Raw genomic sequence first — 9,559 nt, 5'->3', positions numbered from 1 at the left:
AACATCAAAATGGTTGTTACCCTGATCCACCCGATCGCGATGGACGATGGTCTGCGTTTCGCAATCCGTGAAGGCGGCCGTACCGTTGGCGCGGGCGTTGTAGCTAAAGTTCTGGGCTAATTCGTTAGCTTTGAATAAAAAAGGGCGCTTCGGCGCCCTTTTTGCTGTCCGTCGTTCAGCGAAAAGGGCGGTGCTACTGGCGATTCATAACGTGCGCTGCGGCGGATAATGAGTAAATGGTCTATTGTAATCATAACTATTCTCATTTAATATTTGTGCATAAATTGAACGGGAGTTTATATGTACGTTTGTTTGTGCAATGGCGTCAGCGATAAAAAAATTCGCCAGGTTGTTCGCCAGTTTCAACCGCAATCTTTTCAGCAATTACGTAAGTTTGTTCCCGTTGGAAATCAATGCGGTAAGTGTGTTCGCGCGGCGCGGGAAGTTATGGAAGATGAATTAACCACCATGCCGGAATTCAAAGAAATCGCCTGAAGTCCACGCTTCTCTTTTGACATCCCTATAGGCCGGACTACGCTTCAATGAGTGGAAGCGGAGGGACTATATAATGAAAGGTGATGTCAAAATCATAAGTTATCTCAATAAATTATTGGGAAATGAGCTGGTCGCAATTAATCAGTACTTTCTCCATGCGAGAATGTTCAAAAACTGGGGCCTGATGCGCCTCAACGATATTGAGTACCACGAATCCATCGACGAAATGAAGCACGCCGATAAATACATCGAGCGTATTCTTTTTCTCGAAGGTATCCCGAATCTGCAGGATCTCGGCAAACTTGGCATTGGTGAAGATGTGGAAGAGATGCTGCAGTCCGATTTAAGACTGGAGCTGGAGGGGGCGCAAAACCTGCGCGAGGCGATCGCCTATGCCGACAGCGTCCATGACTACGTCAGCCGCGATATGATGATTGAGATCCTGGCGGATGAAGAAGGCCATATCGACTGGCTGGAAACCGAACTCGATCTGATCGGCAAAATCGGTCTGCAAAATTACCTGCAGTCGCAGATCAAAGTGTCAGACTAGCCAGCGTCTGACACCCGCACCAGAAACCCGCGGCCGCCAGAAATGGCCCAAACGGCAGCGGGTTGTTCCCCCTCCATTTACTGCTCCCGCCGTACCTGGCGTACAAACCTGATACTGCCCACACCGCGCAGGCGAGCAGCGATGCCACCAGTAGCAGCTGCGGCAGCAATCGCCAGCCATGCCAGGCGCCGAGGGCGGCGAGATATTTGATATCCCCATACCCCAACCCCTCATAGCCGCGGATCCCGCGATATAGCCAGTAAAGCGCAGCCAAACTGAGATAGCCGGCTATCGCCCCCCAGACGGCATCATGAAGCTGGTACGGCGCCAGACAGAGATAAAAAAGCAAACCACTCCACAGCAGGGGACAGGTGTAACGGTCGGGCAGCAGGCCGTGACGCAGGTCCTGGTGGCATAAGGCTAAGGTCAATCCGCTATAGCACAGCAAGAAGGGGAGGGCGGCGAGCATGGTTAACCCCGCAATCGTCAAAGAACATCGTCTCACTATGCTTATTGTCCCCGTTCAGTGCAAAAGGGACTTCCCTGGAATGGATGGCGCCATCCGCGTTAAATTGCCGCGTTTTCACCCGGTACCGTTCGCTAGCGCGAAGGTGCGCAAATCCTGGTGATGATTTTCTAAACAGCACTTGCGTAGCGCCAGAATTTGCGTATAATGCGCGGGCCTGTCAAAGTTGACGGCCGGTTCAATATGAACCCTGGTAATCGCAGTTGGGTTATCAAACAATGTCCCCAATCGGGGGGCTATGTAAGAACGGTTACACTCTCCCATCAATCGTAATGGGTATGAGGAGTAATCATTTCGTCTATAAAATAATTGGAGCTCTGGTCTCATGCAGAACCAAAGAATCCGTATCCGCCTGAAAGCGTTTGATCATCGTCTGATCGATCAATCAACCGCGGAAATCGTCGAGACTGCTAAGCGCACTGGTGCGCAAGTCCGTGGTCCGATCCCGCTGCCGACCCGCAAAGAGCGCTTTACCGTTCTGATCTCCCCGCACGTCAACAAAGACGCGCGTGACCAGTACGAAATTCGCACTCACAAGCGTCTGGTTGACATCGTTGAGCCAACTGAAAAAACCGTTGATGCTCTGATGCGTCTGGATCTGGCTGCCGGTGTAGACGTGCAGATCAGCCTGGGTTAATCAGGTCATCGAGCGATTGAGAGGTTGAAACAATGATTGGTTTAGTCGGTAAAAAAGTGGGCATGACCCGCATCTTCACTGAAGATGGCGTTTCTATCCCAGTAACCGTAATCGAAGTTGAAGCAAACCGTGTTACTCAGGTTAAAGACCTGGCTAACGATGGCTACCGCGCAATCCAGGTTACCACCGGTGCTAAAAAAGCTAACCGTGTAACCAAGCCGGAAGCGGGTCACTTCGCTAAAGCTGGCGTTGAAGCTGGCCGTGGTCTGTGGGAATTCCGTCTGGCTGACGGCGAAGAATTCACCGTAGGTCAGAACATTAGCGTTGAACTGTTTGCTGACGTTAAAAAAGTTGACGTAACCGGTACCTCTAAAGGTAAAGGTTTTGCTGGTACCGTTAAGCGCTGGAACTTCCGTACCCAGGACGCTACTCACGGTAACTCCTTGTCCCACCGCGTTCCGGGTTCTATCGGTCAGAACCAGACTCCGGGCAAAGTGTTCAAAGGCAAGAAAATGGCAGGTCAGCTGGGTAATGAGCGTGTAACCGTTCAGAGCCTGGACGTAGTACGTGTTGACGCTGAGCGCAACCTGCTGCTGGTTAAAGGTGCTGTCCCGGGTGCGACCGGTAGCGACCTGATCGTTAAACCAGCTGTGAAGGCGTGAGGAGATAGCAATGGAATTAGTATTGAAAGACGCGCAGAGCGCGCTGACTGTTTCCGAAACTACCTTCGGTCGTGATTTCAACGAAGCGCTGGTTCACCAGGTTGTTGTTGCTTATGCAGCTGGTGCGCGTCAGGGCACTCGTGCTCAGAAGACTCGTGCTGAAATCACTGGCTCCGGTAAAAAACCGTGGCGCCAGAAAGGTACCGGCCGTGCGCGTTCTGGTTCTATCAAGAGCCCGATCTGGCGTTCCGGTGGCGTGACCTTTGCTGCTCGTCCGCAGGACCACAGTCAAAAAGTTAACAAGAAGATGTACCGCGGCGCGCTGAAAAGCATCCTGTCCGAACTGGTACGTCAGGATCGTCTGATCGTTGTCGAGAAGTTCTCTGTTGAAGCGCCGAAAACTAAGCTGCTGGCACAGAAACTGAAAGACATGGCTCTGGAAGATGTGCTGATCATCACCGGTGAGCTGGACGAGAACCTGTTCCTGGCCGCACGTAACCTGCACAAGGTTGACGTACGTGATGCGAACGGTATCGACCCGGTTAGCCTGATCGCCTTCGACAAAGTCGTAATGACTGCTGATGCTGTTAAGCAAGTTGAGGAGATGCTGGCATGATTCGTGAAGAACGTCTGCTGAAGGTGCTGCGCGCACCGCACGTTTCTGAAAAAGCGTCTACTGCGATGGAAAAAACAAACACCATCGTTCTCAAAGTTGCTAAAGACGCGACCAAAGCAGAAATCAAAGCTGCTGTGCAGAAACTGTTTGAAGTCGAAGTCGAAGTCGTTAACACCCTGGTTGTTAAAGGGAAAGTTAAACGTCACGGACAGCGTATCGGTCGTCGTAGCGACTGGAAAAAAGCTTACGTCACCCTGAAAGAAGGCCAGAATCTGGACTTCGTTGGCGGCGCTGAGTAAGTCGGAGGAGTAATACAATGGCAGTTGTTAAATGTAAACCGACATCTCCGGGTCGTCGCCACGTCGTTAAAGTGGTTAACCCAGAGCTGCACAAGGGCAAACCTTTTGCTCCGTTGCTGGAAAAAAACAGCAAATCCGGTGGTCGTAACAACAATGGCCGTATCACCACCCGTCATATCGGTGGTGGCCACAAGCAGGCTTACCGTATTGTTGACTTCAAACGCAACAAAGATGGTATCCCGGCAGTTGTTGAACGTCTTGAGTACGATCCGAACCGCTCCGCGAACATCGCGCTGGTTCTGTACAAAGACGGCGAGCGCCGTTACATCCTGGCCCCGAAAGGCCTGAAAGCTGGCGACCAGATTCAGTCTGGCGTTGATGCTGCAATCAAAGCAGGCAACACCCTGCCGATGCGCAATATCCCGGTTGGTTCTACCGTTCATAACGTAGAAATGAAACCAGGTAAAGGCGGTCAGCTGGCTCGTTCCGCTGGTACTTACGTTCAGATCGTTGCTCGCGACGGTGCTTATGTCACCCTGCGTCTGCGTTCTGGTGAAATGCGTAAAGTCGAAGCAGACTGCCGCGCTACTCTGGGCGAAGTTGGCAATGCTGAGCATATGCTGCGCGTTCTGGGTAAAGCAGGTGCTGCACGCTGGCGTGGTGTTCGTCCTACCGTTCGCGGTACTGCGATGAACCCAGTAGACCACCCACATGGTGGTGGTGAAGGTCGTAACTTTGGTAAGCACCCGGTATCCCCGTGGGGCCTGCAGACCAAAGGTAAGAAGACCCGCAGCAACAAGCGTACTGATAAATTCATCGTACGTCGCCGTAGCAAATAATTTTAGAGGATAAGCCATGCCACGTTCTCTCAAGAAAGGTCCTTTTATTGACCTGCACTTGCTGAAGAAGGTAGAGAAAGCGGTGGAAAGCGGAGACAAGAAGCCCCTGCGCACTTGGTCCCGTCGTTCAACGATCTTTCCTAACATGATCGGTTTGACCATCGCTGTCCATAATGGTCGTCAGCACGTTCCAGTATTTGTTTCCGACGAAATGGTCGGTCACAAACTGGGTGAATTCGCACCGACTCGTACTTATCGCGGCCACGCTGCTGATAAAAAAGCGAAGAAGAAATAAGGTAGGAGGAAGAGATGGAAACTTTAGCTCAACATCGCCATGCTCGTTCTTCTGCTCAGAAGGTTCGCCTTGTAGCTGACCTGATTCGCGGTAAGAAAGTGTCGCAGGCCCTGGATATTCTGACCTACACCAACAAAAAAGCTGCTGTACTGGTCAAGAAGGTACTGGAATCTGCCATTGCTAACGCTGAACACAACGATGGCGCTGACATTGATGATCTGAAAGTTGCGAAAATTTTCGTAGACGAAGGCCCGAGCATGAAGCGCATTATGCCGCGTGCTAAAGGTCGTGCAGATCGCATCCTGAAGCGCACCAGCCACATCACTGTGGTTGTGTCCGATCGCTGAGACTCTGGAGACTAGCAATGGGTCAGAAAGTACATCCTAATGGTATTCGCCTGGGTATTGTCAAACCATGGAACTCTACCTGGTTCGCGAACACCAAAGAATTCGCTGACAACCTGGACAGCGATTTTAAAGTACGTCAGTTCCTGACTAAAGAACTGGCTAAAGCGTCTGTATCTCGCATCGTTATCGAGCGTCCGGCTAAGAGCATCCGTGTGACCATTCACACCGCTCGCCCGGGTATCGTTATCGGTAAGAAAGGCGAAGACGTAGAAAAACTGCGCAAGGTCGTAGCGGATATCGCTGGCGTACCTGCACAGATCAATATCGCCGAAGTTCGTAAACCTGAACTGGACGCAAAACTGGTTGCTGACAGCATCACTTCTCAGCTGGAACGTCGCGTTATGTTCCGTCGTGCGATGAAGCGTGCTGTACAGAACGCAATGCGTCTGGGCGCTAAAGGTATCAAAGTTGAAGTTAGCGGCCGTCTGGGCGGCGCGGAAATCGCACGTACCGAATGGTACCGTGAAGGTCGCGTACCGCTGCACACTCTGCGTGCTGACATCGACTACAACACCTCTGAAGCGCACACCACTTACGGTGTAATCGGCGTTAAGGTATGGATCTTCAAAGGTGAGATCCTGGGTGGTATGGCTGCTGTTGAACAACCGGAACCGGCTGCTCAACCTAAAAAGCAGCAGCGTAAAGGCCGTAAATAAGGAGCGTCGCTGATGTTACAACCAAAGCGTACAAAATTCCGTAAAGTGCACAAAGGCCGCAACCGTGGTCTGGCGCAGGGTACGGATGTTAGCTTCGGCACTTTCGGTCTGAAAGCTGTTGGCCGTGGTCGTCTGACTGCACGTCAGATCGAAGCAGCACGTCGTGCTATGACCCGTGCAGTTAAGCGTCAAGGTAAGATCTGGATCCGTGTATTCCCGGACAAACCGATCACCGAGAAGCCGCTGGAAGTTCGTATGGGTAAAGGTAAAGGTAACGTGGAGTACTGGGTTGCCTTGATTCAGCCGGGTAAAGTCCTGTATGAAATGGACGGTGTACCGGAAGAGCTGGCCCGTGAAGCATTCGGCCTGGCAGCAGCGAAACTGCCGATCAAAACCACCTTTGTAACTAAGACGGTGATGTAATGAAAGCAAAAGAGCTGCGTGAAAAAAGCGTTGAAGAGCTGAACGCTGAGCTGCTGAACCTGCTGCGTGAGCAGTTCAACCTGCGCATGCAGGCTGCAAGTGGCCAGCTGCAACAGACTCATCTGCTGAAGCAAGTGCGTCGTGATGTTGCACGCGTTAAGACTTTACTGACTCAGAAGGCGGGTGCGTAATGACCGATAAAATCCGTACTCTGCAAGGTCGCGTAGTTAGCGACAAAATGGAGAAATCCATTGTTGTTGCTATCGAACGTATGGTGAAACACCCGGTTTACGGCAAATTCATCAAACGTACGACCAAACTGCACGTACATGACGAGAACAACGAATGCGGTATCGGCGACAAGGTTGAAATCCGCGAATGCCGTCCGCTGTCCAAGACTAAGTCCTGGACGCTGGTTCGCGTTGTAGAGAAAGCGGTTCTGTAATAGAGTACGCATTCTCGATACGGATAAACGGCTCAGCGATGAGCCGTTTATTTTTTCTACCCATATCTGGTTTGTGGTGTTATAATGCCGCGCCCTCGATATGGGGCTTTTTAACGACCCTAATTTTCGGGTCTCAGTAGTAGTTGACATTAGCGGAGCACTAAAATGATCCAAGAACAGACTATGCTGAACGTCGCCGACAACTCCGGTGCACGTCGCGTAATGTGTATCAAGGTTCTGGGTGGCTCGCACCGTCGCTACGCAGGCGTAGGCGACATCATCAAGATCACCATCAAAGAAGCAATTCCGCGTGGTAAGGTCAAAAAAGGTGATGTGCTGAAGGCGGTAGTGGTGCGCACCAAGAAGGGTGTTCGTCGCCCGGACGGTTCTGTCATTCGCTTCGATGGTAATGCATGCGTTATTCTGAACAATAACAGCGAGCAGCCTATCGGTACGCGTATTTTTGGGCCGGTAACTCGTGAACTTCGTACCGAGAAGTTCATGAAAATTATCTCTCTGGCACCAGAAGTACTCTAAGGAGCGAATCATGGCAGCGAAAATCCGTCGTGATGACGAAGTTATCGTGTTAACCGGTAAAGATAAAGGTAAGCGCGGTAAAGTTAAGAATGTCCTGTCTTCCGGCAAGGTCATTGTTGAAGGTATCAACCTGGTTAAGAAACACCAGAAGCCGGTTCCGGCTCTGAACCAACCAGGCGGCATCGTTGAAAAAGAAGCTGCAATTCAGGTTTCTAACGTTGCAATCTTCAATGCGGCAACCGGCAAGGCTGACCGTGTAGGCTTTAGATTCGAAGACGGCAAAAAAGTCCGTTTCTTCAAGTCTAACAGCGAAACTATCAAGTAATTTGGAGTAGTACGATGGCGAAACTGCATGATTACTACAAAGACGAAGTAGTTAAGAAACTCATGACTGAGTTTAACTACAATTCTGTCATGCAAGTCCCTCGGGTCGAGAAGATCACCCTGAACATGGGTGTTGGTGAAGCGATCGCTGACAAGAAACTGCTGGATAACGCAGCAGCTGACCTGGCAGCAATCTCCGGTCAAAAACCGCTGATCACCAAAGCACGCAAATCAGTTGCAGGCTTCAAAATCCGTCAGGGCTATCCGATCGGCTGTAAAGTAACTCTGCGTGGCGAACGCATGTGGGAGTTCTTTGAGCGCCTGATCACTATTGCTGTACCGCGTATTCGTGACTTCCGCGGCCTGTCCGCTAAGTCTTTCGACGGTCGTGGCAACTACAGCATGGGTGTCCGTGAGCAGATCATCTTCCCAGAAATCGACTACGATAAAGTCGACCGCGTTCGTGGTTTGGATATTACCATTACCACTACTGCGAAATCTGACGAAGAAGGCCGTGCTCTGCTGGCTGCCTTTGACTTCCCGTTCCGCAAGTAAGGTAGGGTTACTTAATGGCTAAGCAATCAATGAAAGCACGCGAAGTAAAGCGCGTGGCTTTAGCTGATAAATTCTTCGCTAAACGCGCTGAACTGAAAGCTATCATCTCTGATGTGAACGCAACCGACGAAGATCGTTGGAATGCCGTTCTCAAGCTGCAGACTCTGCCGCGTGATTCCAGCCCGTCTCGTCAGCGTAACCGCTGCCGTCAAACAGGTCGTCCGCATGGTTTCCTGCGGAAGTTCGGGTTGAGCCGTATTAAGGTCCGTGAAGCCGCTATGCGCGGTGAAATCCCGGGTCTGAAAAAGGCTAGCTGGTAATTGTCACCAATTGAATCACGGGAGTAAAGACAGATGAGCATGCAAGATCCGATCGCGGATATGCTGACCCGTATCCGTAACGGTCAGGCCGCGAACAAAGCTGCGGTCACCATGCCTTCCTCCAAGCTGAAAGTGGCAATCGCCAACGTGCTGAAGGAAGAAGGTTTTATCGAAGATTTTAAAGTTGAAGGCGACACCAAGCCGGAACTGGAACTGACTCTTAAGTATTTCCAGGGTAAAGCTGTTGTAGAAAGCATTCAGCGTGTCAGCCGCCCAGGTCTGCGCATCTATAAGAAAAAAGATGAGCTGCCGAAAGTTATGGCCGGTCTGGGTATCGCAGTTGTTTCTACCTCTAAAGGTGTTATGACTGATCGTGCAGCGCGCCAGGCTGGTCTTGGTGGCGAAATTATCTGCTACGTAGCCTAATCGGAGGAAAAAATGTCTCGTGTTGCTAAAGCACCGGTCGTTGTTCCTGCCGGCGTTGATGTAAAAATCAACGGTCAGGTTATTACGATCAAAGGTAAAAACGGCGAGCTGACTCGTACTCTCAACGATGCTGTTGAAGTTAAACATGCAGATAATGCACTGACCTTCGGTCCGCGTGATGGTTACGCAGACGGTTGGGCTCAGGCTGGTACCGCGCGTGCCCTGCTGAACTCAATGGTTATCGGTGTTACCGAAGGCTTCACTAAGAAGCTGCAGCTGGTTGGTGTAGGTTATCGTGCAGCGGTCAAAGGGAATGTAGTAAACCTGGCTTTAGGTTTCTCTCACCCGGTTGATCATCAGCTGCCTGCGGGTATCACTGCAGAATGTCCGACTCAGACTGAAATCGTGCTGAAAGGCGCTGATAAGCAGGTGATCGGCCAGGTTGCAGCAGATCTGCGCGCCTACCGTCGTCCTGAGCCTTACAAAGGCAAGGGTGTTCGTTACGCCGACGAAGTCGTGCGTACCAAAGAGGCTAAGAAGAAGTAAG

General features: G+C 51.2%; 21 protein-coding genes. 20 read left to right on the top strand and 1 reads right to left on the bottom strand.

From position 1 onward, the window contains the following. From QLG03_RS05550 to bfr, 3 genes are all read left to right on the top strand, one after another. On the top strand, positions 1–120 hold a 120-nt coding region (locus tag QLG03_RS05550; protein ID WP_001384287.1), incomplete at its 5' end, for an elongation factor Tu 1. 180 nt (positions 121–300) lie between these two features. Next, on the top strand, positions 301–495 hold the full coding sequence (gene bfd, locus QLG03_RS05545) for a bacterioferritin-associated ferredoxin (RefSeq protein ID WP_004152415.1): 195 nt from the start codon (positions 301–303) through the stop codon (positions 493–495). 73 nt (positions 496–568) lie between these two features. Continuing rightward, a complete protein-coding gene (gene bfr, locus QLG03_RS05540) occupies positions 569–1,045 on the top strand; it encodes a bacterioferritin (RefSeq protein WP_004206792.1) in 477 nt (158 codons plus the stop codon). Here bfr and QLG03_RS05535 read toward each other — a convergent pair. Then, entirely contained in the window at positions 1,029–1,514 is a 486-nt protein-coding gene (locus tag QLG03_RS05535; protein WP_064155798.1) for an A24 family peptidase, read from the bottom strand. The two genes, bfr and QLG03_RS05535, sit on opposite strands and share 17 nt — an antisense overlap. Before the next feature lie 382 nt (positions 1,515–1,896). Between QLG03_RS05535 and rpsJ the strand changes: the two genes are divergently transcribed. From rpsJ to rplF, 17 genes are all read left to right on the top strand, one after another. Further along, positions 1,897–2,208, top strand: coding sequence for a 30S ribosomal protein S10 (gene rpsJ / locus QLG03_RS05530; protein WP_001181005.1), 312 nt, complete (start codon positions 1,897–1,899; stop codon positions 2,206–2,208). A 32-nt stretch (positions 2,209–2,240) separates the two neighbouring features. Continuing rightward, the gene (gene rplC / locus QLG03_RS05525; protein WP_002919796.1) at positions 2,241–2,870 is read left to right on the top strand and encodes a 50S ribosomal protein L3; all 630 of its coding nucleotides are present in this window, start codon (positions 2,241–2,243) and stop codon (positions 2,868–2,870) included. Positions 2,871–2,880: 10 nt separating this feature from the next. After that, positions 2,881–3,486, top strand: coding sequence for a 50S ribosomal protein L4 (gene rplD / locus QLG03_RS05520; RefSeq protein WP_002919794.1), 606 nt, complete (start codon positions 2,881–2,883; stop codon positions 3,484–3,486). After that, positions 3,483–3,785, top strand: coding sequence for a 50S ribosomal protein L23 (rplW, locus tag QLG03_RS05515; RefSeq protein WP_000617546.1), 303 nt, complete (start codon positions 3,483–3,485; stop codon positions 3,783–3,785). The genes rplD and rplW overlap by 4 nt, the downstream gene beginning before the upstream one ends. 17 nt (positions 3,786–3,802) lie before the next feature. Continuing rightward, positions 3,803–4,624 (top strand): 50S ribosomal protein L2, encoded by an 822-nt coding sequence (rplB, locus tag QLG03_RS05510; protein WP_002919786.1) that lies wholly within the window; start codon positions 3,803–3,805, stop codon positions 4,622–4,624. A gap of 16 nt (positions 4,625–4,640) precedes the next feature. Next, entirely contained in the window at positions 4,641–4,919 is a 279-nt protein-coding gene (rpsS, locus tag QLG03_RS05505) for a 30S ribosomal protein S19 (protein WP_001138115.1), read from the top strand. Positions 4,920–4,933: 14 nt separating this feature from the next. Further along, positions 4,934–5,266, top strand: coding sequence for a 50S ribosomal protein L22 (rplV, locus tag QLG03_RS05500; RefSeq protein WP_002919773.1), 333 nt, complete (start codon positions 4,934–4,936; stop codon positions 5,264–5,266). 17 nt (positions 5,267–5,283) lie between these two features. Beyond that, positions 5,284–5,982: a 30S ribosomal protein S3 gene (gene rpsC / locus QLG03_RS05495; protein ID WP_002919766.1), complete on the top strand. Its 699-nt coding sequence runs from the start codon at positions 5,284–5,286 to the stop codon at positions 5,980–5,982. Positions 5,983–5,994: 12 nt separating this feature from the next. Beyond that, complete coding sequence (gene rplP, locus QLG03_RS05490; RefSeq protein WP_002919759.1) at positions 5,995–6,405, top strand: 50S ribosomal protein L16; 411 nt, start codon at positions 5,995–5,997, stop codon at positions 6,403–6,405. Next, a complete protein-coding gene (gene rpmC, locus QLG03_RS05485) occupies positions 6,405–6,596 on the top strand; it encodes a 50S ribosomal protein L29 (RefSeq protein ID WP_002919754.1) in 192 nt (63 codons plus the stop codon). The genes rplP and rpmC overlap by 1 nt, the downstream gene beginning before the upstream one ends. Further along, complete coding sequence (rpsQ, locus tag QLG03_RS05480) at positions 6,596–6,850, top strand: 30S ribosomal protein S17 (RefSeq protein WP_002919751.1); 255 nt, start codon at positions 6,596–6,598, stop codon at positions 6,848–6,850. The genes rpmC and rpsQ overlap by 1 nt, the downstream gene beginning before the upstream one ends. A gap of 165 nt (positions 6,851–7,015) precedes the next feature. After that, the gene (gene rplN, locus QLG03_RS05475) at positions 7,016–7,387 is read left to right on the top strand and encodes a 50S ribosomal protein L14 (RefSeq protein WP_002919748.1); all 372 of its coding nucleotides are present in this window, start codon (positions 7,016–7,018) and stop codon (positions 7,385–7,387) included. Positions 7,388–7,397: 10 nt separating this feature from the next. Continuing rightward, complete coding sequence (gene rplX, locus QLG03_RS05470) at positions 7,398–7,712, top strand: 50S ribosomal protein L24 (RefSeq protein ID WP_000729185.1); 315 nt, start codon at positions 7,398–7,400, stop codon at positions 7,710–7,712. Positions 7,713–7,726: 14 nt separating this feature from the next. Next, positions 7,727–8,266 carry a 50S ribosomal protein L5 gene (gene rplE / locus QLG03_RS05465; RefSeq protein ID WP_001096200.1) on the top strand — a complete coding sequence of 180 codons (540 nt, stop codon included), beginning with the start codon at positions 7,727–7,729 and terminating at the stop codon, positions 8,264–8,266. Between the two features lie 14 nt (positions 8,267–8,280). Continuing rightward, a complete protein-coding gene (gene rpsN / locus QLG03_RS05460; protein ID WP_002919667.1) occupies positions 8,281–8,586 on the top strand; it encodes a 30S ribosomal protein S14 in 306 nt (101 codons plus the stop codon). A 33-nt stretch (positions 8,587–8,619) separates the two neighbouring features. Next, on the top strand, positions 8,620–9,012 hold the full coding sequence (rpsH, locus tag QLG03_RS05455; RefSeq protein ID WP_002919665.1) for a 30S ribosomal protein S8: 393 nt from the start codon (positions 8,620–8,622) through the stop codon (positions 9,010–9,012). 12 nt (positions 9,013–9,024) lie between these two features. Next, positions 9,025–9,558: a 50S ribosomal protein L6 gene (gene rplF / locus QLG03_RS05450; protein ID WP_002919662.1), complete on the top strand. Its 534-nt coding sequence runs from the start codon at positions 9,025–9,027 to the stop codon at positions 9,556–9,558. Position 9,559: the final 1 nt, after the last annotated feature.

The sequence above is a fragment of the Klebsiella sp. V115_8 genome (genome assembly GCF_029967715.1).
In the GTDB taxonomy this organism is placed as follows: Bacteria; Pseudomonadota; Gammaproteobacteria; order Enterobacterales; family Enterobacteriaceae; genus Klebsiella; species Klebsiella quasipneumoniae.
The sequence above is the reverse complement of the archived record's forward strand: the minus strand, read 5'-3'. Positions and strand labels throughout refer to the sequence as shown.

Excerpts from the sequence above, each read along its gene's own strand:
- bfd (WP_004152415.1), top strand. The coding sequence starts at position 301 with ATGTACGTTTGTTTGTGCAATGGCGTCAGCGATAAAAAAATTCGCCAG.
- bfr (WP_004206792.1), top strand. The coding sequence starts at position 569 with ATGAAAGGTGATGTCAAAATCATAAGTTATCTCAATAAATTATTGGGA.
- QLG03_RS05535 (WP_064155798.1), bottom strand. The coding sequence starts at position 1,514 with ATGCTCGCCGCCCTCCCCTTCTTGCTGTGCTATAGCGGATTGACCTTA.
- rpsJ (WP_001181005.1), top strand. The coding sequence starts at position 1,897 with ATGCAGAACCAAAGAATCCGTATCCGCCTGAAAGCGTTTGATCATCGT.
- rplC (WP_002919796.1), top strand. The coding sequence starts at position 2,241 with ATGATTGGTTTAGTCGGTAAAAAAGTGGGCATGACCCGCATCTTCACT.
- rplD (WP_002919794.1), top strand. The coding sequence starts at position 2,881 with ATGGAATTAGTATTGAAAGACGCGCAGAGCGCGCTGACTGTTTCCGAA.
- rplW (WP_000617546.1), top strand. The coding sequence starts at position 3,483 with ATGATTCGTGAAGAACGTCTGCTGAAGGTGCTGCGCGCACCGCACGTT.
- rplB (WP_002919786.1), top strand. The coding sequence starts at position 3,803 with ATGGCAGTTGTTAAATGTAAACCGACATCTCCGGGTCGTCGCCACGTC.
- rpsS (WP_001138115.1), top strand. The coding sequence starts at position 4,641 with ATGCCACGTTCTCTCAAGAAAGGTCCTTTTATTGACCTGCACTTGCTG.
- rplV (WP_002919773.1), top strand. The coding sequence starts at position 4,934 with ATGGAAACTTTAGCTCAACATCGCCATGCTCGTTCTTCTGCTCAGAAG.
- rpsC (WP_002919766.1), top strand. The coding sequence starts at position 5,284 with ATGGGTCAGAAAGTACATCCTAATGGTATTCGCCTGGGTATTGTCAAA.
- rplP (WP_002919759.1), top strand. The coding sequence starts at position 5,995 with ATGTTACAACCAAAGCGTACAAAATTCCGTAAAGTGCACAAAGGCCGC.
- rpmC (WP_002919754.1), top strand. The coding sequence starts at position 6,405 with ATGAAAGCAAAAGAGCTGCGTGAAAAAAGCGTTGAAGAGCTGAACGCT.
- rpsQ (WP_002919751.1), top strand. The coding sequence starts at position 6,596 with ATGACCGATAAAATCCGTACTCTGCAAGGTCGCGTAGTTAGCGACAAA.
- rplN (WP_002919748.1), top strand. The coding sequence starts at position 7,016 with ATGATCCAAGAACAGACTATGCTGAACGTCGCCGACAACTCCGGTGCA.
- rplX (WP_000729185.1), top strand. The coding sequence starts at position 7,398 with ATGGCAGCGAAAATCCGTCGTGATGACGAAGTTATCGTGTTAACCGGT.
- rplE (WP_001096200.1), top strand. The coding sequence starts at position 7,727 with ATGGCGAAACTGCATGATTACTACAAAGACGAAGTAGTTAAGAAACTC.
- rpsN (WP_002919667.1), top strand. The coding sequence starts at position 8,281 with ATGGCTAAGCAATCAATGAAAGCACGCGAAGTAAAGCGCGTGGCTTTA.
- rpsH (WP_002919665.1), top strand. The coding sequence starts at position 8,620 with ATGAGCATGCAAGATCCGATCGCGGATATGCTGACCCGTATCCGTAAC.
- rplF (WP_002919662.1), top strand. The coding sequence starts at position 9,025 with ATGTCTCGTGTTGCTAAAGCACCGGTCGTTGTTCCTGCCGGCGTTGAT.